The organism is Nocardia sp. NPDC052566, assembly GCF_044547285.1.
Lineage (GTDB): Bacteria > Actinomycetota > Actinomycetes > Mycobacteriales > Mycobacteriaceae > Nocardia.
Genome location: NZ_JBIUAF010000005.1, coordinates 670,804 through 697,720, shown reverse-complemented (window position 1 = coordinate 697,720; position 26,917 = coordinate 670,804). Strand labels below are relative to the sequence as shown.

22 protein-coding genes are annotated in these 26,917 nt (G+C 68.9%); 19 read left to right on the top strand and 3 right to left on the bottom strand.

The window, feature by feature from the left end; translation table 11 throughout:
- Positions 1–198 precede the first annotated feature (198 nt).
- From ACIG5A_RS28040 to ACIG5A_RS28015, 6 genes are all read left to right on the top strand, one after another.
- The gene (locus ACIG5A_RS28040) at positions 199–1,470 is read left to right on the top strand and encodes a class I SAM-dependent methyltransferase (RefSeq protein WP_397245232.1); all 1,272 of its coding nucleotides are present in this window, start codon (positions 199–201) and stop codon (positions 1,468–1,470) included.
- Positions 1,467–2,243: a glucose-1-phosphate cytidylyltransferase gene (locus ACIG5A_RS28035; RefSeq protein WP_397245230.1), complete on the top strand. Its 777-nt coding sequence runs from the start codon at positions 1,467–1,469 to the stop codon at positions 2,241–2,243. The genes ACIG5A_RS28040 and ACIG5A_RS28035 overlap by 4 nt, the downstream gene beginning before the upstream one ends.
- Entirely contained in the window at positions 2,240–2,890 is a 651-nt protein-coding gene (locus ACIG5A_RS28030) for a PIG-L deacetylase family protein (protein WP_397245228.1), read from the top strand. Before ACIG5A_RS28035 ends, ACIG5A_RS28030 begins: the two co-directional genes overlap by 4 nt.
- A gap of 2 nt (positions 2,891–2,892) precedes the next feature.
- The gene (locus ACIG5A_RS28025; protein ID WP_397245226.1) at positions 2,893–3,927 is read left to right on the top strand and encodes an NAD-dependent epimerase/dehydratase family protein; all 1,035 of its coding nucleotides are present in this window, start codon (positions 2,893–2,895) and stop codon (positions 3,925–3,927) included.
- Between the two features lie 280 nt (positions 3,928–4,207).
- Positions 4,208–5,305, top strand: a complete 1,098-nt coding sequence (locus ACIG5A_RS28020; RefSeq protein WP_397245224.1) for a methyltransferase domain-containing protein — start codon at positions 4,208–4,210, stop codon at positions 5,303–5,305.
- A 179-nt stretch (positions 5,306–5,484) separates the two neighbouring features.
- The gene (locus ACIG5A_RS28015) at positions 5,485–6,123 is read left to right on the top strand and encodes an MspA family porin (protein ID WP_397245222.1); all 639 of its coding nucleotides are present in this window, start codon (positions 5,485–5,487) and stop codon (positions 6,121–6,123) included.
- Positions 6,124–6,179: 56 nt separating this feature from the next.
- Here the strand turns inward: ACIG5A_RS28015 and ACIG5A_RS28010 are convergent, their stop codons facing one another.
- From ACIG5A_RS28010 to ACIG5A_RS28000, 3 genes are all read right to left on the bottom strand, one after another.
- Positions 6,180–7,016 carry a glycosyltransferase family 2 protein gene (locus ACIG5A_RS28010; protein ID WP_397245220.1) on the bottom strand — a complete coding sequence of 279 codons (837 nt, stop codon included), beginning with the start codon at positions 7,014–7,016 and terminating at the stop codon, positions 6,180–6,182.
- A 3-nt stretch (positions 7,017–7,019) separates the two neighbouring features.
- Positions 7,020–8,360 carry a polysaccharide pyruvyl transferase family protein gene (locus ACIG5A_RS28005; RefSeq protein WP_397245218.1) on the bottom strand — a complete coding sequence of 447 codons (1,341 nt, stop codon included), beginning with the start codon at positions 8,358–8,360 and terminating at the stop codon, positions 7,020–7,022.
- A 130-nt stretch (positions 8,361–8,490) separates the two neighbouring features.
- Positions 8,491–9,114 (bottom strand): TetR/AcrR family transcriptional regulator, encoded by a 624-nt coding sequence (locus tag ACIG5A_RS28000; protein ID WP_397245216.1) that lies wholly within the window; start codon positions 9,112–9,114, stop codon positions 8,491–8,493.
- A gap of 100 nt (positions 9,115–9,214) precedes the next feature.
- Between ACIG5A_RS28000 and ACIG5A_RS27995 the strand changes: the two genes are divergently transcribed.
- From ACIG5A_RS27995 to ACIG5A_RS27935, 13 genes are all read left to right on the top strand, one after another.
- A complete protein-coding gene (locus ACIG5A_RS27995; RefSeq protein ID WP_397245214.1) occupies positions 9,215–10,999 on the top strand; it encodes an FAD-dependent oxidoreductase in 1,785 nt (594 codons plus the stop codon).
- A gap of 157 nt (positions 11,000–11,156) precedes the next feature.
- Positions 11,157–12,200, top strand: coding sequence for a glycosyltransferase family 4 protein (locus ACIG5A_RS27990; RefSeq protein ID WP_397245930.1), 1,044 nt, complete (start codon positions 11,157–11,159; stop codon positions 12,198–12,200).
- Positions 12,197–13,399, top strand: coding sequence for a glycosyltransferase family 4 protein (locus ACIG5A_RS27985; protein ID WP_397245212.1), 1,203 nt, complete (start codon positions 12,197–12,199; stop codon positions 13,397–13,399). The genes ACIG5A_RS27990 and ACIG5A_RS27985 overlap by 4 nt, the downstream gene beginning before the upstream one ends.
- A complete protein-coding gene (locus ACIG5A_RS27980; RefSeq protein WP_397245210.1) occupies positions 13,392–14,798 on the top strand; it encodes a lipopolysaccharide biosynthesis protein in 1,407 nt (468 codons plus the stop codon). The genes ACIG5A_RS27985 and ACIG5A_RS27980 overlap by 8 nt, the downstream gene beginning before the upstream one ends.
- A complete protein-coding gene (locus ACIG5A_RS27975) occupies positions 14,799–15,812 on the top strand; it encodes a glycosyltransferase (protein ID WP_397245208.1) in 1,014 nt (337 codons plus the stop codon). It begins immediately after the preceding gene.
- Positions 15,809–17,188 carry a hypothetical protein gene (locus ACIG5A_RS27970; protein ID WP_397245206.1) on the top strand — a complete coding sequence of 460 codons (1,380 nt, stop codon included), beginning with the start codon at positions 15,809–15,811 and terminating at the stop codon, positions 17,186–17,188. The genes ACIG5A_RS27975 and ACIG5A_RS27970 overlap by 4 nt, the downstream gene beginning before the upstream one ends.
- On the top strand, positions 17,188–18,468 hold the full coding sequence (locus tag ACIG5A_RS27965; RefSeq protein WP_397245203.1) for a GNVR domain-containing protein: 1,281 nt from the start codon (positions 17,188–17,190) through the stop codon (positions 18,466–18,468). The genes ACIG5A_RS27970 and ACIG5A_RS27965 overlap by 1 nt, the downstream gene beginning before the upstream one ends.
- Positions 18,469–18,548: 80 nt before the next feature.
- Positions 18,549–19,877: a glycosyl hydrolase family 28-related protein gene (locus tag ACIG5A_RS27960; RefSeq protein ID WP_397245928.1), complete on the top strand. Its 1,329-nt coding sequence runs from the start codon at positions 18,549–18,551 to the stop codon at positions 19,875–19,877.
- Between the two features lie 6 nt (positions 19,878–19,883).
- Entirely contained in the window at positions 19,884–21,365 is a 1,482-nt protein-coding gene (locus tag ACIG5A_RS27955) for a GNAT family N-acetyltransferase (RefSeq protein WP_397245201.1), read from the top strand.
- Positions 21,366–21,604: 239 nt separating this feature from the next.
- Positions 21,605–22,951, top strand: a complete 1,347-nt coding sequence (locus tag ACIG5A_RS27950; RefSeq protein WP_397245199.1) for a glutamate-1-semialdehyde 2,1-aminomutase — start codon at positions 21,605–21,607, stop codon at positions 22,949–22,951.
- 157 nt (positions 22,952–23,108) lie between these two features.
- On the top strand, positions 23,109–24,221 hold the full coding sequence (locus ACIG5A_RS27945; RefSeq protein WP_397245197.1) for a glycosyltransferase: 1,113 nt from the start codon (positions 23,109–23,111) through the stop codon (positions 24,219–24,221).
- 101 nt (positions 24,222–24,322) lie between these two features.
- Positions 24,323–26,008, top strand: a complete 1,686-nt coding sequence (locus ACIG5A_RS27940) for a bifunctional metallophosphatase/5'-nucleotidase (RefSeq protein WP_397245195.1) — start codon at positions 24,323–24,325, stop codon at positions 26,006–26,008.
- A gap of 100 nt (positions 26,009–26,108) precedes the next feature.
- Complete coding sequence (locus tag ACIG5A_RS27935) at positions 26,109–26,648, top strand: DUF1707 and DUF4190 domain-containing protein (RefSeq protein ID WP_397245193.1); 540 nt, start codon at positions 26,109–26,111, stop codon at positions 26,646–26,648.
- Positions 26,649–26,917: the final 269 nt, after the last annotated feature.

Here is a 26,917-nt window from a genome sequence, read left to right as displayed (position 1 = left end):
ACCAACGAACCCGATAGCCGCCGGGACGCCGCCCCGGAAAACCAGGAAGAATTTCCTCGAAACTTCGTCTCACCCAGTAGATTTCGCCAGCGACATGGGGGCATACCGTTGTAACGTCTCACTGGATCAAGCCGAAGTCTCCAATGTTCCGGCTCAACGCCGGTCGATCGACTTTCTCGGTAGAAGGTGGGGCCCCCGTTGCACTGTCGACTGTGTGATTCCGAGCGTCTCTCTAGCGTCCTCGACCTCGGTGCGACACCGCCGTGTGAAAAGTTCCTGTCGGCCACGGAACTCGATCTCGTCGAGCCGACCTATCCACTGCACCTAAGGGTGTGCGCGGACTGCCTACTCGTGCAGATCCCCGCGCTCATCACACCGGAAGAAACCTTCACCGAATACGCTTACTATTCTTCCTTTTCCGACAGCTGGGTGCGGCACGCGGAAACATTCGTCGAGCACGCCATCGAACGGCTCGGGCTCGACGGCGACTCGTTCATGATCGAGGTCGCGAGCAACGACGGGTATCTGCTGCGGCACGCGGTCGCCGCGGGCATCCCCTGCCTCGGCATCGAACCGTCGGTCAACGTCGGCGCGGCCGCCCGCGCGGCGGGCGTGCCGACGGCGACCACCTTCCTGCACGAGGAGTCGGCGGCCGCGCTGCGCGCCGAGCACGGGCCCGCGGATCTGGTGGTGGCCAACAACGTCTACGCGCACGTGCCCGACCTGCGCGGCTTCACCCGGTCGCTGCGCATGCTGATGGCCGACGACGGCTGGCTCTCCATCGAGGTGCACCACGCGCTGAACCTGTTCGAGCTCGGTCAGTTCGACACCATCTATCACGAGCACTTCCAGTACTACACACTGCTCTCGGCCCAGCGTGCGCTGGCCACGGCAGGCCTGACCGTTGTCGACGTGGAATTGCTACCGACACACGGTGGTTCGCTGCGGGTGTGGGCGCGCCCGGACGCGGTCGCCAGCGCGCCGAGCGCACAGGTGTGGGAGGTGCTCGAGCTCGAGGAGAGGGCAGGACTGCACCGCCTGGACGGCTATCTCGAACTCGCGCCGCGCGCCGAACGGGTGCGCCACGATCTGCTGCGCTTCCTGCTCGACTGCAAGGACAAGGGCAAGCGCGTCGTCGGCTACGGCGCGCCGGGCAAGGGCAATACTCTGCTCAACTACTGCGGTATCCGGCCCGACCTGCTCGCGTACACCGTTGACCGCAATCCGTACAAACACGGAAAATTCACGCCGGGCACCAGGATTCCGATCCATCCGCCCGAGCGCATCGAGCTCGATCGCCCGCACGTGGTGATCGTTTTGCCGTGGAATCTCGAAGCGGAGATCACGGCCCAACTCCGGCATATCACCGAATGGGGCGCCGAATTGATCTATCCGCTACCCACTCTGCATCACGCCGATCGGCACGACAATCCACACTCAGACATCATCACGGGGAGGCACGCACGATGAAAGTTGTGCTGTTCTGCGGCGGCTACGGCATGCGAATGCGTGACGGCAGCGACGACATGATTCCGAAACCGATGCAACTGGTCGGTCCGCGACCACTGCTCTGGCATGTAATGCGATATTACGCACATTTCGGGCACAAGGATTTCGTCCTGTGCCTCGGCTACGGCGCGGAGCACATCAAGAACTTCTTCCTGACCTATGAGGAATCGGTGTCCAACGACTTCGTCATCCGCGACGGCAGGGTCGAATTACTACGCACCGATATCAGCGACTGGTCGATCACCTTCGTCGACACCGGCGTGGAATCCCCTATCGGCGAACGACTTCGGCGCGTCCGCCCCTACCTGGAGGACGAGCGGTACTTCCTCGCCAACTACGCCGACGTGCTCACCGACGCGCCATTGGACGAAATGATCGAGAAATTCACCGCGTCCAAGGCGGCGGCCTCGATGATGGTGGTGCCGCCACAGTCCTCATTCCACTGCGTGGACATCACGCCGACCGGCGAGGTCAAGGAAATCATGCCGGTCTCGCGGTTGCCGCTGTGGGAGAACGGCGGCTACTTCGTGCTCACCCCCGAGGTCTTCGATCTGCTGCCCCCCGGCGGGGATCTCGTCGCGGACGCGTGCGGCACGCTGGCCGGGCAGGGCAGGCTCTTCGGCTATCAGCACCTCGGTTTCTGGAAGCCGGCCGACACCTTCAAGGAGCGCGCCGACCTCGACAACGGCTACCGCACCGGAGTCCGGCCCTGGATGGTCTGGGAGCACGCGTGATTCGGCTGACCGCGGGTTCGGTCACCGAGATCGCGGTGTTCGGCGCGCACTGCGACGATATCGCCATCGGGATGGGCGCGACCCTGCTCGCCATGGGCCGCGCCCGGCCGAGGCTGCGGGTGCACGCACTCGTCCTCTCGGGCGGCGGCACCGCGCGCGAGGACGAGGAACGGGCGGCGCTGGCCGATTTCTGTCCCGGCGCCGAGCTCGACCTCACCGTGCTCGATATTCCGGACGCGCGCGCACCCGCGCACTGGGACCGAATCAAGGGCGCGCTGAAGAACTTTCGCGTCGGCACCGATCCGGATGTGGTGTTCGCGCCGCAGCGCCGCGACGCCCATCAGGATCATCGGCTGCTCGCCGAGCTGGTGCCGACCGAGTTCCGCGATCAGCTGGTGCTCGGCTACGAGATCCTCAAGTGGGAGTGCGATACGCCGACGCCGACATTCTTCCACCCGCTCACCCAGGAGCTCGCCGAGGAGAAGGCGCGGCTGCTGCTGAAACGCTATCCGTCCCAGGCGGATCGGGACTGGTTCGACGAGCAGTCGTTCCTCGCGCTGTCCCGGTTGCGCGGGGTGCAGTGCCACGCGCGGCACGCTGAGGCGTTCGTCGTGGACAAGGCCATCATCGACTTCGGAGGACACTGAGCATGCGGGTGCTTGTCACCGGACATCAGGGATATCTCGGCACCGTCATGGTGCCGGTGCTGCGGGCCAACGGCCACGAGGTGGTCGGGCTCGACGCGGGCTTCTTCGCCGACTGCGTGCTCGGCGAAGCACCCGCCGACCCGCCCGGCCTCATGGTCGACCTACGCGATGTGACCGCGGCACAGCTCGCCGATTTCGACGCGGTGATCCACCTGGCGGCGCTGTCGAACGATCCGCTCGGCGCGCTGGCCCCCGACATCACCTACGACATCAACCATCATGCCTCGGTGCGACTGGCCAGGCTCGCGAAAGAGGCGGGCGTACACCGCTTCCTGTACGCCTCCACCTGCTCGGTCTACGGCGCGGCGGGCGACGGGCTTGTCACCGAGGACGCGCCGCTGCGCCCGATCACGCCGTACGCGGAGAGCAAGGTCAGGGTCGAGGACGATGTCGCGGCCATGGCCGATTCCGGCTTCGCACCGGTATTCCTGCGCAACGCCACGGCATTCGGCTTCTCGCCGCGACTACGGGCCGATATCGTGCTGAACAACCTCGTCGGCTACGCGGTGCTCACCGGCGAGGTCAAGGTGCTCTCCGACGGCACGCCGTGGCGTCCGCTGGTGCACGCCAAGGACATCGCCTGGGCCTTCGCGACCTGCCTCACCGCGCCGGTGGACGCGATCCATTGCCGCGCCTTCAATATCGGCAGCGAGCAGAACAATCTGACCGTCGCCGATATCGCGCAGGCGGTGGTGGCGGCCGTGCCCGATTCCCGGCTGATGATCACCGGCGAGAGCGGGGCGGATCCGCGCTCCTACCGCGTCGATTTCACGGCGGCGCGCAACGCCATCGGCTACCGCGCGTGGTGGAGCGTTGCCGCGGGCGCGACCGAACTGTACGAGCAATACGTCGCCTGCGGGCTCACCCGTGACGCGTTCTTCGAGCGCTTCACCCGGCTGCCCCATCTCGAAAAGCTGCGCGACACCGGTGTTCTGGACGCGACGATGCGCCGGATCGGCACGCCGACGAGCGCCTGACGATCGCAGCGGCCGGAGGTCGCTTCGCGCCGGACCGAGCGTCGCGAAGCGGCGTCACGGCACTCGCAGCGGCCGGAGGTCGCTTCGCGCCGGACCGAGCGTCGCGAAGCGGCGTCTCGGCACTCGCAGCGGCCGGAGGTCGCTTCGCGCCGGACCGAGCGTCGCGGAGCGGCGTCTCGGTACTCGCCTCGGCGCCGATCCGCGGGCACCATGGAGGGCGGGCACGCTCGTCCGGGGATCCGAGCGTGCCCGGCAAACGACGACGGCGCAGGAGGACGGCGTGGCGGCTGGGCGGTGCCGCGGGTGCGCGGGCGATGAGCTCGCGACGGTGCTCGATCTCGGCAGGGTGGCGGCGGCGGATCACTTCCCGCCTGCCACCGCCCCCGTCGACGAACCCAGGCACGCATTGCGCATGGACCTGTGTGCGGCATGCGGTTTGGCGCAGCTGGCCGAGGACGACACCGGCGCCGAGGAGCCGCGCGGTGTCGAACCGCGGGCCCTGCGCGAGCAGGCCGCGGAGGCGGTGGCATCGGTGGCTGCCGACGGTCTGTTGCGCGGCGCCACCGTGCGCGAATTCGGCAGCCCGCACGGCGGTAGCTGGCTGCCGCTGTTGACCGCGCGCGGTCTCACCGAGGTGGGCGGGCGCGCGGATATCGTGCTGGATTGCTTCGGCATCATGCACGAACCGGACCAACAGGCCGCATTTCTCGAACGTGCCGCCGCCACCGAACCGGACGGTACATTACTGATCCAGTATCACTCGCTGGCCACGATCGTCTCGGCGCGTCAGTGGAACGCGCTGAGGCACGGGCACTTTGCCTACTATTCGCTGGCCGCGCTGCGGCGTTTGCTGCGTGATGCCGGGATGTCCGTGACCACCGCGTGGCGGTTCGAGCTCTACGGCGGCACCGTGCTGATCGCCGCCCGGCACGGTCGTCACGAACCGGGCGCCGCCGTTCGCACGGTACTCGACGATGAAGCCGCGTACATCACTCCCGTTGCGGCACAGGCACTTCAGCGCGCCGCGACAAGGCACGCCACCCAGCTCCGGAATTGGCTCACCGCGATGACGGAGAAAGGTCACCGGATCTACGCCTACGGCGCGGCCTCGCGCGCGGTCGCGGTCTTCGAATCGGCCGGGCTGCACCGCGGATTGATCACCGCCGTCGCCGACGCGTCACCGGCCAAACACGGACGCCGCATGCCCGGCACCGACATTCCGATCATCACACCGGACGAACTTGACACGGCCGCACCGGATTTCGTCCTACTCATGCTGCCGGATCTGTTCCCCGAGGTCAGCGCGAGCCTGCCCCGGCTCGCGGAGCGATGGGTGATCGATGGCCCCGGAGGCCCCGAGCCGTCACCGATTGCGTGAAAGTCACTGCGGCACTGCCGAATTGTTGCCAGCGGGTCCAGCAAATGTTGATATGACATATTTCATTTACGCATGATCGGAGCACCGCAACGATTAAGGGGGCTTGGTGCCCCCGAGTCTGAGGGGGGCGGGCGTCGAGCGCGGCAGGGCGCTCGAAGGGTCACGGACGAGGGGAAACGATGAGGGATTCTGATCAGCTCCGTTGCCGGGGCATCCGGATGTTCGCGATCGCGACGGTCGCGGCCACCGGACTCGTACTGGGCAACGGCACCGCTACCGCGGCGATAGACAGTACGAGCACGATCGTCGATCACGGCGACCGCGCGATCGAGGCGATCCAGTCCGATACGCGCATCGATTTCGTCCCCCCGCTGGACGGAAATCCCTTGACCAGGGAGTGGTTCCACGCGGGCGAGGCCGCCTACCGTATCTCCGGCCCCAGGGCCGAGGACTGGACCGGCCACATCACCATCGGCTATCAGGTCGGCTACCCGGCCACGCTGAACGGCAAGATCAAGTTCCAGTGGTACACACCGGGACTCGGCATGGATCTCGGCGGCGACAACGGCGCGCTGCTGAAGCTGGACGGCCTGATCCCCCGGCTCGGCCTCGAGCTCGAGGTCGGCTTCGGCCCCGGCATCCAGACGATCGAATGCGCGGGCGGCGACATCTCCGGCGTCGAGGGCTTCATCCGGATGTCCGGCTTCCACGGCACCGTCACCGGTGTCCTCGGCCAGACCACCATCCGGCCGTTCGTCCGGGTGGTCAGCTCCAGCGGTGACACGGTCATCACCTACGGGCGGCTCTGGACCATCTGAACGGCTCGCACAGACGAAGGGTGGCGCCGGGGGTACCGGGCGCCACCCTCGCCGTGTCAGAGCAGATCGGGGCGGTTGCGGACGGTCGCCACGGTGCGAACGCGCAAGCGGTGCAACGCCGCCCGCACCAGCCTGGTGTCCCCCGCGAGCACATCGCCGCGGCCGACCAGCTCCGGATGGTCGCCCGCGATGCGGTGGTGGAAGCGGTACATATCGGTCAGCTTGCTGACCGTCGAGGTCTGGCTGCACAGGTTGAACGACGAATTGCGCCAGGCCGCGACGATATCGGTCATCCCGTGGAATTCACCGAACGAGCAGACCCGCGCGAACAGGTCGACGTCCATCGGGAACACCAGATCACCGCGCAGCCCGCCGACCTTGTCGAAATGCTCGCGGTAGAACATGGCCGCCGCCGTCGGCCCGAATTCCGCGGGGCCGAGCCGGACGATGGTGCGCGCCAGCGTGCGCGCGTCCCGCCTGCCGAGCAGTCCGGCCAGCCCGAGGCCGGTCTCCAGCAGCTCACCCTGCTCGTCGATGACCTCGAAGCGGCCCGAGCAGATCGCCACCGACCCGTCGGCCATCACCGCGAGCTGGGCGGCCAGCGCGCCGGGCCGCAGCACGTCGTCGGCGCAGACCACCTTCACCAGGGTGCCGGTCGAGGCGCGGATCGCCCGGTTCCAGTTGTCACCGATGGGCAGCACGCTGTCGTTGCGCAGCACCCTGATGCGCGAATCGCCGAACGAGCGCGCGATCTCGCCGGTGTCGTCGGTGCTGGCGTTGTCGAGCACGAGCAGCTCGAAATCGGCGTCCTGATCGAGCACCGAGCGCAGCGTGGTGGCCAGCGTGCGCGCCGAGTTGTAGGCCGGCACGCAGATCGAGAGTGTGTCCTGCATCGGTTATCCCCCTAGTGATGTGCCCCTGACACGAACGGGTCCGTTCTCCACGAGCCCGCAGACCCGCTCCAGCGCGGCGCGGCTCGCGTCGATCTGCTCGGCGGCCTTCTGCTGTAAGGCATCCCGCAGTGCGGGCGCCTGGTCCCACACCTCGCCGATGGCACCGGTCAGCACCTGCTCGAGGTCGGGATCGTCGAGATGAACCACCCGCAGCCCGGCGCCGAACATGGCGGCGAGCCCGTGGAATTTGTCGTCGTAGTACTCCGACGCGGTGATGCCGATCGCCGGAATGCCCTGCGCCAGTGCGAAAACCGCCAAATGATAGGCACTGGTCACCAGCAGCCTGCATCCGGCGACCTGGCGGGCCACGTCGTGGGCGGTGCCGCCGCGGCCGACCGCGGGCAGCGCCTTGGCCGCGCCCTCGAGCAGCGGCAGCGTGGAACGGCGGTCCTCGGAGGCGTATTCGGAGATGATCAGCGGCGCGACGCCCGCGCCGAGCCGCACCGAGCTCGCGCGCACCACCGTGCCGAGCGTGGCCTGCGCCGCCGCGCTCACCTTCGAATAGTCCGCCACCCGCAGGCACAGCCCGATCTCGCCGCCGATGCGCGGATCGCGCAGCCGGTAACCGAATTCGACCGCGTCGTCTCCGGTGACGAGCACCCGGTCCCGGTCGACGCCGAGGCGGGCGAGCAGCTCCGGTCCGCGCCTGCCCTCCCGCAAGGCGATGACATCCACGTGCGGCAGCACCTTCTCCGCGCGGGCAAGCAGCTGCGGATCGCGCAGCGGGCCGAGGCCCTGGCCGATCAGCGCCGTCGGAATGCCGAGCGCGGCAGCGTGTTCCAGCAGATTCATGGTGCGGTGCGCCTGATAGCGATCGACGTCGGTCATATAGCCGCCGCCGAGGGCGAGCACCAGCGAGGCCTGGGCGACCGCGAGGGGAATCTCCACCGGGAACACGGGATCGCCGGGTTCGGGTTCGGGCGGCTCGCGCCGGGCGTCGCGGAGTGCGCGCACCCGATCCTTCGGACCGTCGGTGGCCGCACGCCACCACAGCGCCGCGGGTCCGCCGAGTTTCGTTGCGGCCGTGTGCGACAGCCGCGCCGCGAACCCGTCGCCGCCCCAGGTCCAATCCGGGCCGCAGATCGGTTCGGCCTGCGGCAGCAGCGCGCGCAGCACGGCGGGTTGATGGGTCAGCACCCCGATGCGCGCGTGCGGCCAGCGTTGTCGCAGGCGTTCTACGGTGATCACCATCATGGCGATGTCACCGCGATTGCGCAGCCAGTACTCACCGTTCTCGACGAGGATCCGGATCTCGCGCTCGGCGAGTCCCGGCCGCTCGGCCACGGAACGCACGGTACCCACAGTGTCAGTCCTCCCGCCAGCCCCCGCGGGTCGGCTCGTGCCGAGCACGAACCCGGTGTGAAATGTACCTCACCGGCCGACTGCCAGCCAGCGTACGCCGAGTCCGCGCAGCTCAGCGCGGATACAGCGCGCGCAGTGCCGAGGCGGCGAAAGTCGTGCAGTGGTCGACGAGTTCGTCGACGGCGACCTCGAGCCTGCCGCCCTGCCGCTCGACGATCACCCGCTCCAGCATGCCGACCACCGACAGCGCGTAGATGTCGACCTGCGGTGCGGGCGGATCCTGTTCCGGCCGTGCGGCACTCGCCGTCGCGGCGACCAGCTTCGCGAAGCGCCACATCGCGTCGCGCAGCCGCTGTTCGGCGCCCGCGCCGTTGGGTTCGGTGAACACCACGCGCAGCGTGCGCGGATCGGCCGCCAGCGCGGCGAGGAAGGTGCCGATGCCCGCGCGCAGTTTGCGGGTCCCGATCGGCTCGACGGCGGCCACCTCGCGCGACACCGCCGCGAACAGCTCCTCGATCACGCGGTCGAAGACCGCCGCGAACAGATCCGCTGTGCCGGTGAACGATTCGTAGAAATACCGATCGGTCAGTCCGGCCGCGCGGCACAGGTCCTTCACCCCGGTGGACCCATATCCCCTGGTGCCGAACAATTCCAGGCCCGCGGCGAGCAGCGCGGCGCGGCGTAGCGCGATCCGCTCGGCCTTGCCGACGCCGCGATAGGTGCGCCCCTCGCTCATCGGCCCACCTTGATTGCCATAGACGCATTGTCTCCCAATGTCTCGCACTTTCTGCTAAATATGACGATCGAGATAGTCAGAATTGCCGAAGGGGCGGACCATGACAACTCGAGATCGTGACGGCGCACTGTCCCGGCGCACGCTGCTGCGCGGCGCCGCCGCCATCGCCGGGACCGCGGGCCTGGCCGCGACGGGCCTGCCGCCCGCGTCCGCCGCGCCGACCGGCACGCGGGTCGCGGTGTTCGGCGCGGGCATCGGCGGGCTCACCGCGGCCCACGAATTGGCCGAACGCGGTTTCCAGGTCACCGTTTTCGATCGCAAGGAACTCGGCGGCAAGTCACGCACCATCCCCCTGCCCGGCACCGGATCCGGCGGCCGCGCGCCGCTGCCCGGTGAACACGGCGCACGCGGCTTCACCTCCTTCTATCACCACGTCCACGACACCATGCGCCGGATTCCGCTGGCCTCCGGCAAGACCGTCTACGACAACCTGGTGCCGTTCTCGGTGAACGATCCGCGCTATCCGCGCGCGCACAATCTGCCCGACGGGTTCCCGCTGATGTTCGGGTTCTACTTCGATCCGGCACAGGCGCGCACGCCGGAAGGGTTGCAGCGCATCCTCGTCGAGGTGTTCATGAAGAACAACCTGATCCCGCTGCCCGAGGCCTTCCACATGGCGGGGCGGGTGCTCACGTATCTGACCTCGTGCGAGGAGCGGCGGTTCGGCCAGTGGGAACACGTCAGCTGGTGGGATTTCGTCGGTGCGGCAACGCGATCCGCGCAGTTCCAGGCGCTCGCCGCGACCGGGCTCACCCGTGCGCTGGTGGCCGCCAAGGAATATGTGGCGAGCACCAGGACCATGGGCAACATGATGGAGGGCTTCTTCCTGGCCCTGCTGCGCGAGCTCACCGGCGGGCCCAAGGTATACGAGGTGCTCAACGGCCCGACCAACGAGGCGTGGCTGGATCCGTGGATCGCGTTGCTGCGCGGGCTCGGTGTGCGTTTCCATCCCGGCCACGCGCTCGACGAATTCACCGTCGCGGACGGGCGGATCGCGGGCGCGCGCATCACCGGCCCGGACGGCTCGGCCCGGGTGGAGACCGCCGACTGGTACGTGTGCGCCGTGCCGACCGATCGGGCGCGCGAGCTCTGGTCCCCCGAAATCCGCGCGCTGGACCCGGGTTTGGGCCGGATGGACGCGCTCACCGTCGACTGGATGACCGGCATGCAGATGTTCGTCACCGAGAAACTCGAGCTCGGCGCCGGCTACAACATCTACCTCGACGCGCCGTGGCGGCTGACTTCCTATACCCAGCGCGCCTTCTGGAACGTCGACTACGCCGCCACCTACGGCGACGGATCCATCGTCGACGGCCTCACCATCGATATCGCCGACTGGGATACCCCCGGCATCCTGTTCGGCAAGACCGCCAAGGAGTGCACGCGCGAGCAGATCTATCAGGAAACCTGGGCGCAGATGACCGCCGCGCTCAACGACGACGGCAAGACCCAGCTGAAGGACGGCATCGTCCGCGAGTGGATGCTCGACCCCGGCATCACCTCCGTCGACGGCCGCAACGCCAATGACGAACCCCTGCTTGTCAATACGATCGGCTCCTGGGCCGACCGCCCCACCGCCGCCACCCGCATCCCCAACCTCGTCCTGGCCGCCGACTACGTCCGAACCAACTTCGACCTGGCCACCATGGAGGGCGCCAGCGAGGCCGCCCGCACCGCCGTCAACGCCATCCTCGACGCCACCGGCTCCCCCGCCCCACGAGCCCGCCTCTACACCCGAGAATCCCTCCCCGCCTTCGACCCTCTCCGCACCATGGACGCCGCCCGCTACCGCGCGGGCCAACCCAACCTCTTCGACCTCGGGTAGCTGCGATGGGGTCACGGTGATAGCGAGGGGCGACCGGAAATGAGGCGTGTCACTTAGACTTCTCGGGGGATAAGCGAGTTCGCCGAGAGGGTGCGCGCCCTCTTCGTCACGACAGGGGGCCGCGGTGACGGCAGGGACCCGGCCACTCCGGGTGCATATGACGGGTGCGGAATGGTTCGGGTCGGCGCCGGGCGGGCTCAATCGGTACTTCACCGAGCTGTACCCGGCGCTGGCGCGGCAGCCGGGGGTCTCGGTGTCGGCGGCCGCGTTCGGGACCGCACCCGACGGTGCCCGAAGCTGGGGCGCCACTGGAGGTTCCACGCCACGCCGGGCCGGTATCGCATTGCGCGATCGCGGTGCGGCAGGCGCCGACATCCTGGATCGGCACTTCTGTCTCTACGGGCCACCGGCCGCGGGCGGGACGGCGCTTGTCGTGCACTTCCACGGGCCGTGGGCGGCGGAGAGCAGGGTGGCCGGTGCGGGCGCGCTCGCGGTGCGCGCCAAATATCTGCTCGAGCGCGCCCGCTACGCCCGCGCGGAGCGATTCGTGGTGCTGTCCAACCACTTTCGTGATCTGCTCAATGCCGACTACCTGGTGCCCGCGGAGCGGATCAGCGTCATCGCGCCCGGTGTCGACCTCGACCGGTTCCGGATGACACCGAAACCCGCCGACGCGACAACGGTGCTGTGCGTGCGCAGGCTGGAACACCGGATGGGCATCGATGTGCTGCTGCGCGCCTGGCCCGCCATTCGCGCCGACCATCCCGCCGCGCGCCTCGTGCTCGTCGGCACCGGTACCGCGGAGGCCGAATTGCGCTCCGCGGCCGCCGGTTTCGGCGATTCGGTGATCTTCGCCGGGCATGTCGACGACGCGCGGCTCACCGAACTGTACGAACAGGCCGCGCTGACGGTGGTGCCGACGACCGCGCTGGAGGGATTCGGCCTCATCGCGCTGGAATCGCTGGCCGCGGGCCGCGCTCCCGTGGTCACCGAATGCGGTGGGCTGCCGGATTCGGTGCGCGGGCTCGATCCCACGCTGATCGTGCCCACCGGCGATGCCGAAGCGCTCGCCGCGCGGATCGCGGCCGCGCTGCACGGCAAGACGCCGACGGCCGCCGAATGCCGCGCGCACGCGGAGACCTTTTCCTGGGATGTCACAGCGGCCAGGCACCTGGCGATGTATCAGGAAATCCGGCGATGATCCGGGCCCTGTTCCTCGCGCACACCGCCGCGCCCTCGGGCGCCGAACTGGCGACGCTGCGCCTGCTCGCGGCACTGCGCGAACAGCGGCTCGCCGAGGTCGCCATGGCCTACACCGAGGACGGCCCGATGGTCGAACGCATGCGCGCACGCGGCGTCGAAACACGGGTCGTGCGCGGCGGATTCGACAGCCGCGCGATGACCATCGGCTCGGGTCCGCTGCGCCTGCTCGCCGGATTCGCGGGCCTGCTCCGGCTCGGCGCGGCGCTCGGCGCGCTCGCACGTGAGCTCGGCACCGAGGTGATCGTCGCGGAGAGCACCAAGGCGCTGGTGATGGGCCTGGTCGCCGCGCGGCGCGCGCGGATACCGCTGATATGGCAAGTGCACGACCGCATCTCGGCCGACTACTTCGGCAGGCTGCCGACACTGGTGATCCGGCTGCTCGGCCGCCGCGCCGACGGCTATCTCGCCAACAGCCGGACCACCATGGCCACCTTGCGCACCGGCGGCAAGCCCGCGGCCGTCGCCTATCCCGGTGTCGAGCCCACCGAGTACACCGAGCACGTCCAGCGCGCACCCGCCGACACCGTGGTCGCGGTCGTCGGCCGGCTCACGCCGTGGAAGGGCCAGGACGTCTTGCTGCGCGCGGTGGCCGCCGCGAAACTGCGCCCGCGCCAGGTATTCCTGATCGGCGGCACCTTCTTCGACGAGGAGCCCTACCGCGCCGAGCTCGAACAGCTCGCCGCGCGGTTGCGGCTCCCGGTCACCTTCACCGGTCACGTCGACGACCCGGAACGCTATGTGCGCGAGGCCGATGTGCTGGTGCACTGCTCGGTGCTGCCCGAACCGTTCGGTCAGGTGGTGGTGGAGGGCATGGCCGCGGGATGCGCCGTCATCGCCTCGGGGCCTGGCGGTCCCGCCGAGATCGTCGAACCGGGCATCAACGGCCTGCTCGTCGACGCGGGCGACGAGCGCCGGCTCACCGCCGCACTCGACACGCTCATCGGCGATCAGGCCCTGCGCATCCGGCTGGCCGCGGCGGCCACGGTGCGCGCCAAGGACTTCCACATCACCGCCACCGCGCGCATCGTCGCCGCCTTCCTCGATTCCGTCGCACACGGCGACACCGGCACTTGCGTCACGCATAGCAATGGGGCTGCGGGCCGACATCATCCGCAGGAGCGATTTCCGAATGCCTGAACACGAACACGGTCTCGGCCGCACCACCCCCAGCGACCCGCCCGCCGCCCCCGGCGTCCACCGCAGGCGCGACGGCAAACGCGGCAAGGCAGGCGGCGGACTGCATCAACGCCACGGCGTGCTCGGCGTGGTCCGCGATATCGGCTACGTCACCTTCGGTAAGTACGGCCAGTACGTCATCACGCTGGTCACGGTGCCGCTCATCGCACGGGTGCTCGGCAGCCACGGGCTCGGCCTGCTCGCCATCGGAATGTCCTCGTATTTCATCGGATCGCTGCTCGTCGATCTCGGCATCACCTCCTTCCTCGCGGCACGGGTGCACGACGAGCGCGATACCGGCGCCGACCGGCTGCGCCAGATCAATCAGCTGCGCGGCGACTATCTCGCCATCCGCGCGAGCACCCTCGGCGTCATCGGCGCCGCGCTGACCGTCAGCTGGGTGGCGCACGCGCCGGTGCAGGTGGACATGATCCTGCTCGGCTTGTTCGCCGGCGGATTCTGGTCCGTCTCCGAGGATTGGCTGCTGATCGGGCAGGGCCGGTTCGGCACGTCGACGGCGTATCAGGCCGTCGGCCGCATCGGCTATCTGGCGCTGCTCGTCGCGCTGCTGCCGCGGATGCCGAGCGCGCAGGTGGCGCTCGGCTGCCTGCTCGTCTCCTCGATTCCGACGGTGGCGCTCACCTGGTGGGATTCGCTGCGCACCTTCGGCCCGCCCGCGCGCCCCCGGCTGTTTCGCGGCGTATTACGCACGGGCGCACCGGTTCTCACCTCACGGTTGCTGGTGACGATCTACGGGCAGGGTGCGGCGGCGGTCTACTCCGCGGTGCTCGACACCGTCGCGCTCGGCCTGTATTCGGCGGGCGATCGGCTGGTGCGCGCGATCCAATCCACCCTGGACCCCATCGGTTTCGCGCTGCTGCCGCGGATGGCGCGGCGCAGCGCCGCCGAGAACTTCTGGCGCCGGTCGTTGCAGGCGCTGGCCGCGTGCGTCTGCGCGGCGACGCTCGCCTCGGTGGTGGTCTGGCTGACCGCGCCGATGCTGGTCCAGCTGATCTTCGGCGACGACTTCACCGGCGCGGTCGGGCTTTTGCGGGTGGAGATCGTCATGCTGCCCGCCACCACCGTCACCTCGTTCGTCACCACCGCGGTGCTGCCGGTGCGCCAGGACACCACCGGGGTGCTGATCGGCGCGATCCTCGGCACCTGCGTCGCGGCGGTCGCCCTCGGCATCGCCTTCCGCACGCATTCGGTGTGGACGCTGGTGTACGCCAGCGTGATCGTCGAATGGACGGTGGCCTGCTGGTATCTCGCCCGCATCCGGCGGCTGATCGTGCGCGAGCGGACTGTACCGTTCACCGCCCGTCCGGCGATAGTCCTGATGCGTGAGGAGGGGCGCTGAGTGAAAATCCTGTTCGTCGGCGATGATTGGGTGGGCAGCAATGCCCACTCCCTCGCCGACGGGTTCCGCCAGGCCGGGCACGAGGTGGTCGTCGTGGACTCCACCCCGGTGACGCTGCCTGCCCGGCTGTCGCCGCCGTGGGTCTACAGCAAGGTGGCGCGGCAGCGCGCGCCATGGCGGGTCGCGGCCGTGCACGCCGAGATCGACCGTGCCGCCGCGGCTTTCCGTCCGGATCTGGTCTTCGTCTTCAAGGGCGTCCACCTCGATCAGCGCAGGTTGCTGGAGACGCCCGCCGCCCGGCATGTGCACTACAGCCCCGACGATGTCGCGAATCCGGTCAATATCAGCCCCGAATACCTTGCGCACGAACGGGACTGGGATCTCATCGTGACCACCAAGCGGCACAATGTGCCCGAGCTGATCGCGCGTGGCGTGCGGGCGGTGTCCTTCGTGCGCAGTGCCTACGATCCGGCATGGCATCATCCGGCCGCGCGGCGCGGCAGCCGGGAGTACCTGGTCGGCTTCGTCGGCGTGTGCAGGCCGGATCGCCGGGCCGACATGGTCGAACTCGCCACGAGGTATGGCACGCGGGTGCTCGTCGCCGGACCCGGCTGGCGCCGGGTTCCCGAATTGCGTGGCACCCGTGCGCATGTCGCGGGACCGGTGTACGGGCAACGGTATTCGGAGCTGATCGCCGCCGTCACCGCGAACCTCGTGCTGCTCAACTCCGACAACCGCGATACCCACACCTGCCGCACCTTCGAAGTACCCGCCGCCGGTGGTCTTTTCGTCGGCGCGCGCACCGATGAGCACGCCGAGCTGCTCCAGGACACCGCGGAGTGTTTCCTGTTCACCGAGCCCGGCGAGCTCCACGAGATCCTCACCTGGTGCGCCGCGCATCCCGGCAAGGCCGCCGCGGTGGCCGACGCGGGACGACGCAGGATCGAGGCCGACGGGCACCGATACGTCGACCGGGCGCGCGAGATCATCGGCGCGCTCGCGGATCCGCCATGACACCGGGCGCCGAGGTCTTCCTGGTGGCGGGTGCGCTCGCGACCATCGCGTTCGCCGCGCTCTGGCTACCCGGCGTGGCGCGGGTCTTCCTGATCGCGCAGGCCGCCTTCTGGTCGCTGTCCTATGTCGCGAGACCGCTTGTGCTGCTGTGGGTGCAACCAGAACCGCGCTACGGCGACAACATCCCCGATCCGCGGCTCGCCGAACTCGGCTACGACCGCGGCGTCGAACTGGTGCTGCGGCATGTGGTGTTCGGGCTGTGGGTGTACGCGGGACTCGTTGTCGCCTATGTCCTCTGGCGACGCGCACGGCCCGCGGGCGGCCCGCCCGCACTGCTCGCGGACGCGAACCTGGTGCCCGCGCTCGCCGTCATGTACGCGGTGGGACTGCTGGGCCGCGCCGCCTCCATCGCCACCGGCGCCATCGGCAGCGCGGGCGATGTCGACGCCGCCAATCCGATCCTCAACTTCGTCGCCATTCTCGCCACCATCGCCTCGCTGGGGCTGATCATCTTCCTCCGCCCCGCGCAGCGCCACACGGCCGCGCTCGTCATCGGCGGGCTGCTGCTGGTGGAACTGGGCTGGACCTCGGTCGTGCAGTCCAAGACCCCGATCATCGGCGCCGCGCTCGCGCTGGCGCTCCGTTTCGCCATTCTGGGCTGGACCAGGGTGAGCGCGGTCGGCGTCGCGCTGATCGCGGTGGTCGGCATCGGCGGCTTCGGCTGGCTGCAATCGCTGAAGAAGACCGAGGTCGCCAAAAGTGAGGCCGCACTGTCGGATTCCGGGTATCCGGCGGTGGTGCGGCCGTTCATGAGCATCTTCCGCCGCTTCGATCTGCTCGAGGCGGCCACCGACGCCTATTATCACGGCCCCGGATTCTGGCTCACGCCCGATCAAGTCGCCGGGCACGCCCTGCGCAGTCTCATCCCGGCCCAGCTGCTCGGCACCACGAAGTTCAGCTCGGGCACGGCGTGGGCCACCGACATTCGCGGCGCCTCGGTCGACCTATCGAGGGTGACGGTGTCGCTGGCCGAGGGCAATCTCAACGAGGGCTACGTACTCGGCGGCTATCCCGGTGTCGTCGTCGGCGCCGCCTTCACCTTCGGGTTGCTGCTGTTCTGGGCGCGCGCGCTGTATTCGCGGCACTTCCCGATCGTGGTGCTCGGGCTCGCGCTCACCGGCGCCTCCGCGCTATTCGAGCGCGGCATCCTCGGCAGCATGGAGAACGTCGGCAAATTCCTGCAGGCCGCCGTGCTCGCCTGGGGTATCTACCTAGTGGTCCGCGAGTACCGGCGGCGCGCTCTGCCCGAGCCGCCGCCGCGCGCGGACGCCGATGTCGTCGGGGCTGTCAACCTCGTGAAAAGGGGGTCCGGATAATGGGATTGGTCGACTATTGGCATATCGCGCGACGACGCTGGCTCATCATCGTCGTCGTCGCGGCGGTGTGCGCGGTCGCGGCCGCGGGGTACGTGCGCAGCTCGCCGAAGGTCTACACCGCCTCGAGCAGCATGTACGTCTCGATGGCGACCGGAACCTCGGTGAACGACTCCTACCAGGGCGGGCTGGCGGCGCAGCAGCGCGTCCGATCCTATATGGATCTGGCCAGCAGCGCGGAGGTCGCCAAGCGCGTCATCGCCGATCGTGGGCTGACCATGTCGGTCGCCGAATTGCGCGGCAGGATCAAGGCGGTCTCGCCGCCCGCGACCACCATCGTCATCATCACGGTCACCGATGCGACGGCCGAGGGCGCGCGTACGCTCGCCGACGCCGTCGTCTCCCAATTCCGGGCGCTCATCGCCGAATTGGAGACCATCGAACGCAACGCCGCCCCCGCGGCCAGGGTCGCGGTGGTGGACAAGGCCGAACTGCCCGGCGCGCCGACGAGTCCGCAGACCAGCCGCATTCTCGCGCTCGGGCTGCTCGCCGGTCTGGTGCTCGGCGCGCTGGCCGCCTTCGCCCGCGATCGCACCGACCGCGCCTTGCGCACCTCCAATGATCTCGAGGCGATACTGCCGGTGCCGATCCTCGGCATCATCGATGCGGGCCGCCCCGGCGCCGTCGACGAAACCCGCAGGCTCCGTACCCGGCTACTCCAGGAGGGCGACGCGTCGACGGTGCTGGTGACGAGCTTGTCGCGCGAGTCCGAGCCGGAGGTCACCACCGCGCTGGCCAAAGCGCTCGCCGATACCGGCCGCCACGTGGTACTCATCGATGCGGATACGTCGAGACGCGGTGTCTCCCGAGGAGTCTCGACCGATCGGACGGCCGGGCTGGCCAGCGTGCTCTCCGGGGCCGCTCCGGTCGCCGACGCACTGATCGGCTGGCCGCAGACCGGCGTCACGCTGCTGCCGATGGGTGAGGTCGATCCGCAGACCTCGGATCTGCTCGCCTCGGACCGCTTCGCCGCCATCGTGGCCAAACTGCGCACCGACTACGACCACGTGCTCATGCAGACCGCACCGGTGGCGCACTCCGCCGATGCCATCGCGGTGGCGCCGCTGTGCGAGCACAGCGTCGGCGTCGTCGCGCTCGGTGCCACCACCGCACCGCAATTGCGCGGTGCGCTGGCCACATTCGGGGACAACCCGCTCACGGGCGCGGTAGCGTACAGCCAGCCCGGCAACCGGCTGCTGCGACTTGTGGGGAGACGCAAATGATCCGAGCATCGCGGAGCGATTCGGCGGGGGGCGGTGATCGGGCAACGGGTGGGCACGAGGATTCCGTGCACAGACGACGGATGCTCGCCGCCTCGCTCGGAGCCGCGGTCGCACTGCCGCTCGCCGCGTGTACCGCCTCCGACGCGCCCGGCGTCGAATTCCGTTCGCCGCATGTCACCGACGCGCCCGCCGCCCGCAATGTGCGCGACTTCGGCGCAGTCGGCGACGGTACGGCCGACGACACCGCGGCCATCGCCGCCGCGGCCGCGGTCAAGGACCGGCCGCTGGTGCTCTATCTCCCCGCAGGCCGCTACAAGGTCACCGCGTGGCCGGACATGCCGGACTTCGCGACGATACTCGGCGACGGCGCCGATGTGTCGATCGTGATGTGCGAGACCGACACCACGCTCATCGCGCTGCGCAAGCGCAACCGGGTGCGCTTCGCCCGGCTCGGCATCTTCATGTCCGGCCCCAAGTCCACCGCCGTCGTGCTGTCGGAATGTTTCCGCTGCTCCTTCGACGCGGTGGTGATCCGCGGAAATCACCTGAGCGACAACCATCCTCGCTACCTACAGCAGCGCGGCGTCGTCCTGGAGGCCAATACCGGCGGCACGGCGTTCCTCAACTGCGATATCAACAATTTCGGCTTCGGCCTGGTCACCTCCTGCATCCAGAACTACGTCACCGCGTCGAAATTCACCAGCAACTACATCAGCGTGCTCGGCACCGGCAACGACCACAACGCCGGATTGGCGCTCACCAATGTCGAATTCGTCTCCGATCAGGATCCGCACACCACCGACCGGCATCTCGTCGTCGACGGCGCGGCCAACGACTGGTGGCTGACCAACGTGTGGTTCGAGGGCGCCGAGATCGCGCTGTCCGTCGGCGCGCTCGACCGCGGTGGCCCCGCCCAATTCGGCATGATCAACTGCAAGATCGCCGCGCGCTCGGTGGGTTTGGATCTGATCTACTGCCGCCAGCCCTTCCTGGCCAACGTGCGCTTCGACGAGGAACTGGACAAGCCGCCGATCGAACTGCGCATCGACCCGAAGGGCTGTCCCGAGGGCACGGCGGTGAACCTGATCTCCAGTGCCGCCGACGATATCGGCCCCGGCGTCTTCCCGCCGCACTGGCAGGTGCAGGGCCGCACCAGCATGATCTCACCCGAGTTCATGGGCACCGTCATCGCCAAGGCCAAGCCCGCGGGCAACGACGACATCTTCCAGGCCAAGGCCGCCGACGGCGCCGTGCGCTCCGCCGTAACGGCCGGTGGCACTTGGCTTTCCGATCGCGCCGAGGGCGGCATCGTCCTCAAGGACGCGGCCGGGGCGTTCTGGCGCGTCACGGTCGGCACCGACGGCGCGCTGAAGACCAGTTCGCTCGGCCGTCAACGTCCGCACGAGTGAGCGGCCATGCGGACCCGTCGCCCCTCACTCGCCACGGTCCGGCTCGGTCCGGTCGAGCTGGCCGGTCGCTCGGTGCTGCTGCGGCCGCCGGAGCTCGCCGATTTCGCGGCATGGCGGCAGATCAGGCTGCGTGACCGCGCCTACATCGAACCGTACTGGTACAGCTCGCCGCTGGATTGGGCCGCGCGGCACACCGGAAAGCTGTGGGTCCGTGAATGTTCCATGATCCGGGCGGACGCGCGCGCGGGGCGGCGGCTGTCGCTCGCGATCGAGGTGGACGGCGCGTTCGCGGGACAGATCGAGCTCGGCTCGCTGGACAAGCCCGTCGGCTCGGCGGAGATGGGGATCTGGGTCGACGCGCGGGTCGCACGGCACGGGATCGGTGCGCTGGCGGTGGCCATGCTGCTCGACTACGGATTCGGGTCCGCCGGACTGCGTCGGATCACCGCACCTATTTCGCCGGAGAATATCGGCGCGACGCGGGGCGCGGAGGTGGTCGGATTCCGGCACGAGGCGTTGATGGCCCGATATTTCGACAGCGGTGGCGCGCGGCGCGATCACGATCTGTGGGCGGTGATCCGCGCGGACGTGCCGCCCGAAGGGTTCACGCCCAAGTGGCTCGAGCACTGTGCCGTCGTATCGAAACCGGTTGCGGCACAGCCCGTGACCGCCGACGCGGGCGTCGCGGTCGATCAACGGGGAGCGCCACGGGCCCTCGACCCTGCCGAGGGCGCGAAGTCGGCGACGGACGCGGAGCCGTCGGTCGCCGTGCTCGCACCGGAGGCTCCGGCGCGCGCCCTGCCGGATGAGCTACCGGCCCGTGCACATACGTTGTCGCCGCTGACCGTACTGACCGCCCGCGCCCGATACCGCGCCGGGCGCGCACGGCACGCGCTCGATCCACTCCTGCCCACGGCGCCGATCCGGCTGGTCGATCACGGTCCGCCGATGGTCGTCGTCCGCGACCGGACCCGCGCCGACCGGACCGCGTGGCGTGCGGCGAAGCTGCACCATCGTGAGCTGACCCCTGATGCCGACCGGAACGCGGCGAAGCGGCGCTACGGCCGCCGCCGGTGGCTGCGCGAATCATTGTGCGCCCGTGCCGGTTTGCGATCGCCGTCCGGACTGGTGCTGGCGATCGAGGTGGACGGCGCGTTCCGCGGCGAATGCCGGTTGTTCGACCTCGACATGTTCGACCACAACGCAGAGCTGCACGCGTGGACCGACGCCGAGACCGATGATCTGGTGCGGATGACGGCGCTGCGGTTGCTGCTCGACCATGCGTTCACCCGGCTCGGACTGCAACGGGTGTCGATGGCCGTCGCGGTGGACGATGCCGCGACGAGCGGTGTCGCCGCGCGCCTCGGGATGACGCGGGAGGGCACGATGCGCGACCACGTCGGCCCCACCGGCCGCCGCGCCGACCACGAGCTGTGGGCGATCACCCTCGAATCGAACCAGCGATCCCGGCCCTCCGTAGATCCGTGAAATGTACTGTGCGCGAGCGGGAGTGGCGATGACCGGACCGACCAGTTCGCGACGAAATACCGGCAACGGCTGCGCATTGGTGAAAGATGTTGTGCGGCAATGGTCATCGTCGTGCATCGGATGTCTTTGCGCGGACATTCCGGCCCGGCGGACCTACAGTGAATGTGAACAACCTATCGCGCACCGGCGGATGCGGTTCGGGGCTTATGTGCGCGCGACACCCTCTGCAGGAGCCCATCATGGAGCATGAGCCCGGTCGGCGTGATTTCACCCGCAGCAACGAGCTGCAGGCCCGACTACATGATCTCGTCCCCGGCGGCGCGCACACCTACGCACGCGGCGCCGACCAGTATCCGGAACAGATGGCGCCGATCCTGGTGCGCGGCAGCGGATGCCGGGTCTGGGACGCCGACGGCAACTGGTACGTCGAATACGGCATGGGATTGCGCTCGGTCACCCTCGGCCACGGCTACCGGCCGGTGCTCGACGCGGTCGCGGGCGCCATCGCCGACGGCGTCAGCTTCAGCCGCCCGATCGAACTGGAAGTCCGTGCCGCCGAGGACTTCCTGAACCTGGTGCCCGGCGCCGATATGGTGAAATTCGCCAAGAACGGCTCCGACGCCACCACCGCGGCCGTGCGATTGGCCCGCGCGGCGACCGGCCGCACCGCCGTCGCCGTCTGCGATCAGCCGTTCTTCTCCGTCGACGACTGGTTCATCGGCGGCACCGAGATGAACAGCGGCATCCCCGCCGAGACCGCCGCGGGCACCGTGCGTTTCCGCTACAACGATCTGCCGTCGCTGACCGCCGTGCTGAACAGCGGCGCGATCGCCGCGGTGGTCATGGAGGCCGCCACCGCGCTGCACGAGCCGGAACCCGGCTACCTCCACGGTGTCCGCGCCCTGTGCGATCGCTACGGCGCACTGCTCGTCTTCGACGAGATGATCACCGGTTTCCGCTGGTCCGCGGGCGGAGCGCAGGCGGTGTACGGCATCAGGCCCGACCTGTCCTGCTGGGGTAAGGCGATGGGCAACGGTTTCCCCATCTCCGCGCTGGCCGGCCGGCGCGAGCTGATGGAACTCGGCGGGCTGCGCACCGACCGCGATCGCGTCTTCCTGCTGTCCACCACGCACGGACCCGAAGCCGGTGCGCTGGCCGCCTTCCGCGCCGTGGCCCGCGCGTACACCACCACCGATCCCGTTGCCAGGATGGAACACGCGGGCGAGCTGCTCGCCGCCGGTGTCAACGCGATTGCCGCCGACCTCGGGATCGCCGAGTACCTCCAGGTGATGGGGCGGCCATCCTGCCTGATCTTCGTCACCCGCGGGCCGGACGGTGCGCCCTCACAGGCGTTCCGGACCCTGTTCCTGCAAGAGCTGCTCGAACGCGGGGTGCTCGGACAGTCCTTTGTCACCTCCGCCGCGCACACCGATGCCGATATCGAGCACACCGTCGCGGCCTGCCGGGAAGCGGCGGCTGTGTATGCCAAGGCGATCGATCAGGGGACGGTCGAGGGGCTGCTCGTCGGCCGTCCGGTCGCGCCCGCCATCCGCCGCCACGCCGCGCCGCGCCGCCTCGGCGTGTGACCGGGGCGCGCTGCGCGAAGAAAGAGGCCGGGCGCGAAGGGAACTCGGGCGCGAATGAGAGACATGCCGAGAAAAGACACAGCATGAGCGGTCAGGCCCGGAGGAGGCAGCTCGCGTTACCACGCAGGGCCCCGCTCATGCCGAGAAAGGACACAGTATGAGCGGGTTGCGGATGGCGATCGTGCACGAACGGTTCACCGAGTTCGGTGGATCCGAGGCGGTGGTCGGCGAGTTCGTCGAAACATGGCCGGACGCCGAGGTTTTCGCGCCGATCGTGAATCCGGAGGTGGTCCGCGCGCCATTGAACACCGTGCACGACACCTGGTTGAGCCGCGCGCACGCGGCGACCGGCCGCCGCTCCCACGCCCCGCTGCTGCCCTTCGTGCCGCGCGCACTGCGCCGGTTGCCGCTGCGCGACCGCTTCGATGTGGTGCTGATCAGCCACCACGCCTTCGCCATCCAGGCCGCGCTCGCCACCGACGCCCCGGCCATCGCCTACGTGCACAGCCCGGCGCGCTGGGCGTGGGATCCGGAGTTCCGTGCCAACGAGGGGGGCGGCCGGGCGGGTCAGCTCGCGCTGTCCGCCCTCGGTCACCTCGCACGCCGCGCCGAACTCCAGGCCGCGCCGCGACTGACCGAGGTGATCGCCAACTCCGCGGCCGTCGCCGCCCGCGTGCGCGACTGGTGGAACCTGCCCGCCACCGTGATCAATCCGCCCGTCGACATCGACCGGTTCACCCCCGACCCGGCCGTCGACCGCGCGGACTTCTTCCTCTTCGCCGGTCGCCTGGTCCCCTACAAACGCCCCGACCTCGCCATCCTGGCCGCGCGGCGGGCGGGCTGCCGCCTGGTCGTGCTCGGCGGCGGCCGCTTCCGTGCACACCTCGACGCCATCGCGGGACCCGAGACCACCTTCCTCGGGGTCACCTCGCACGAGGTGTTGCAGGACATGCTCCGCCGCTGCCGCGCCCTGCTCATGCCCGGCATCGAGGATTTCGGCATCATCCCGGTCGAGGCGATGGCCTGCGGGACGCCGGTGCTCGCCATCGGCGAAGGCGGCGCACTCGACACCGTCATCCCCGGCAGTACCGGCGAGCACCTCCCGCCGGGTCCCGACGCGGCGGTCGTCGCGTCCCTGGCGACGGCCATGCGCCACTTCGATCCGGCCGTCTACTCCCCCGCGACCATTCGCGCGCACGCGATCACGTTCTCCCGCAGCGCCTTCCGCACGAATATCGCAAACGCCGTCGGCGCCGTACGCGCCGGTTAGCCGCGCGCGACACGCGCGGCCGATCCCGGCAACGCCCGCGGTATGGGATGCGTCCGCGCCGTGGGCATGCGACCCTCGAACCCATGAGAGCGCACCGTCGCATGGCTGTGGTTGTTGCCGGGTTCGTGAGTGTGGTGCTGGTCGCGGCGTGCGCGACCACTCCGGACACGAACGGGGGGCCTGCGAAATCGACCGTGCCCGACGTGGTGCCATTGATCTCGACCAACGATCTACGCGGCGCGGAGCCGGGCGAGGTGCATCTGTTCGCGCTCAACGACCTGCACGGCAATCTGCAACCACCCACCGGATCGACCGGCAAGATCGCCGGGTACGACGCGGGCGGCGCGGTCTATCTCGCCACCCACCTCGCACGCTTGAAGGCGACCTATCCGGCCAGCGCGGTGGTCGCGGCGGGCGACAATATCGGGGCGAGCCCGTTGATCTCCGGACTGTTCCACGATGAACCGACTGTTTCGTTCATGAATTCGGTCGGAATGGCGGCCTCCTCGGTCGGCAATCACGAATTCGACGACGGTGTCCTGGAATTGGCACGCATTCAGCAGGGCGGCTGCGCACCGGACGGATGTTCGCCCGGCACGCCGTTCACCGGGGCCAAATTCCCGTATCTCGCGGCGAATGTCACCGACGCGGCGGGTCAATTGCCGCCCGCGCTGAGGCCGTGGACGATGCTCACGATCGGCGGGCACAAGATCGGCGTGGTCGGCACCGTCACCCCGGAAACCGCGACCATCGTTTTCCCCGAGGGAATCCGCGGATTCACCTTCGGCGACGAGACCGCCGCGATCAACAAGTACGTGCCCGAGATGAAGGCCGCGGGTGCCGAGACGATCGTCGCGCTGCTGCACGACGGCGGCGTGCAGCAAACCGCGCCGGACGCCGCGGTCGACTACAACGGATGCGCGAACATCACCCAGAACGTCACGGCGCTGGCGAAGGGCACCGATCCCGCGGTCCGGGTACTGGTCACCGGGCACACCCACCAGCCGTATGTCTGCACCATCGACGGCAAGGTGGTCACTCAGGCCGCCTCCTACGGCAGGCTGATCACCGATATCACGCTGAAGTTCGGCGCCACCGGGGTGCAGGCCTCGGCGGTGAACCGGGTGGTGACCCGCGAGGTCACCCCGGATACCGCGACGACCACGCTCGTCGATTTCTATGCGGGCCAGGCGAAACCGCGCGCCGAGCGGGTGGTCGGCACGACCGCGGCGGCGCTGTCGCACAATCCGGGCCCGTCCGGGGAATCCCCGCTCGGCGACATCATCGCCGACGCGATGCTCACCGCGACCACCGCACCGCCCGCGGCGGCCGTCGTCGCGTTCATGAATCCGGGCGGTGTGCGCGCCGACCTCAAAGCCGGGCAGATCACCTACGGTGACATCTATACGGTGCAGCCGTTCGGCAATCAGGTGGTCACGCTGACCATGTCCGGCCAGCAACTGCTGCGGCTGCTCGAGCAGCAGTGGAACAACGCCAGCAAACCGACCGTACTGTCCCCCGCGGGCATCACCTACACCTATGTGGACTCCGCACCCAAGGGCGCCAAGGTGGTCGCCGACAGCGTCCGGATCGCCGGACAGCCGCTCAATCCCGTTGCGCCGTACCGAGTGACGACCAACAGCTTTCTCGCCTCCGGCGGCGACGGTTTCTCGGTCTTCACCGAGGGCGCGGACAAAGCCGTCGGTCCGGTGGATCTCGACGCGCTCGAGGCATATCTGCGCGACCGCCCACTGCAATCCCAGCCTGCCCGCGTCGACAAGAAATAGCGGCGCGTGACCCTCGTCTCCCGCGAATAATCCCGGCCACGCGCGGCGTTAGGATCGTGGGGAACAAAGACGTTCCCATCAGTATCACCGGGGGTGTTTCATGGATCCTTTCACCGCCGCCCCGAATTATCGTGCGTCGGACGCCGATCGGGAGGAAGTGGTCGACGCGCTCAAAACGCATTTCCAGGCGGGCCGCCTCGATGTCGAGGAACTGAGTACCCGCATCGGCATGGCGTTGAGCGCGCGCACCTACGGCGATCTCGCGGAGGCGATGAGCGAACTTCCCCCGGCACGCTTTCCCGACTGCCCGCCGGTACGCGACGCGACACAGGTGATCGCGGCGCCGCCGGTGCTCCTGCCACCGCATCCGCAGCCCGCGGTCTTCCAACCGCTCTATGTACTCCCGCAGGCGCCCCAGCCCGCCCATAGCAGCGATGCGCTCGGCATCCTGTCGGTCGTCTTCGGCGCGCTCGGCATCTGCTGCGGCATCACCTCGCCGCTGGCGCTCACCCTCGGCATCATCGGCATCGTGCGCGAGGGCAAGTATCCGAATCCCCAGCGCGCGTTGCCGATTGTCGGCACGGTGCTCGGCGGCACCGGCACACTGTTCCTCCTCGCCATCCTCAACTTGATGTTCTGACCGATGCCACCCAAGAACTGGTCACGCGTCCAGTAGTGCGGTAGATGGAAACCCTTGTTACACATACCCTTTGACCTGCGCCGATGGTGACCATTCCCACAGCGACTAGAACCGGTTGCGGCTTGCCCGGATCGATCGGCGCCGATTAACCTACTTACGAGTCAGGACGAAGGGGTTCCTACTTTCGGCCCGACCGCTGTCACCCGCGCCTGGTTGCCCGCGCCGGCGCCGAATCATTCAAATCCGCATTCACTGCTGCATGCCGGATG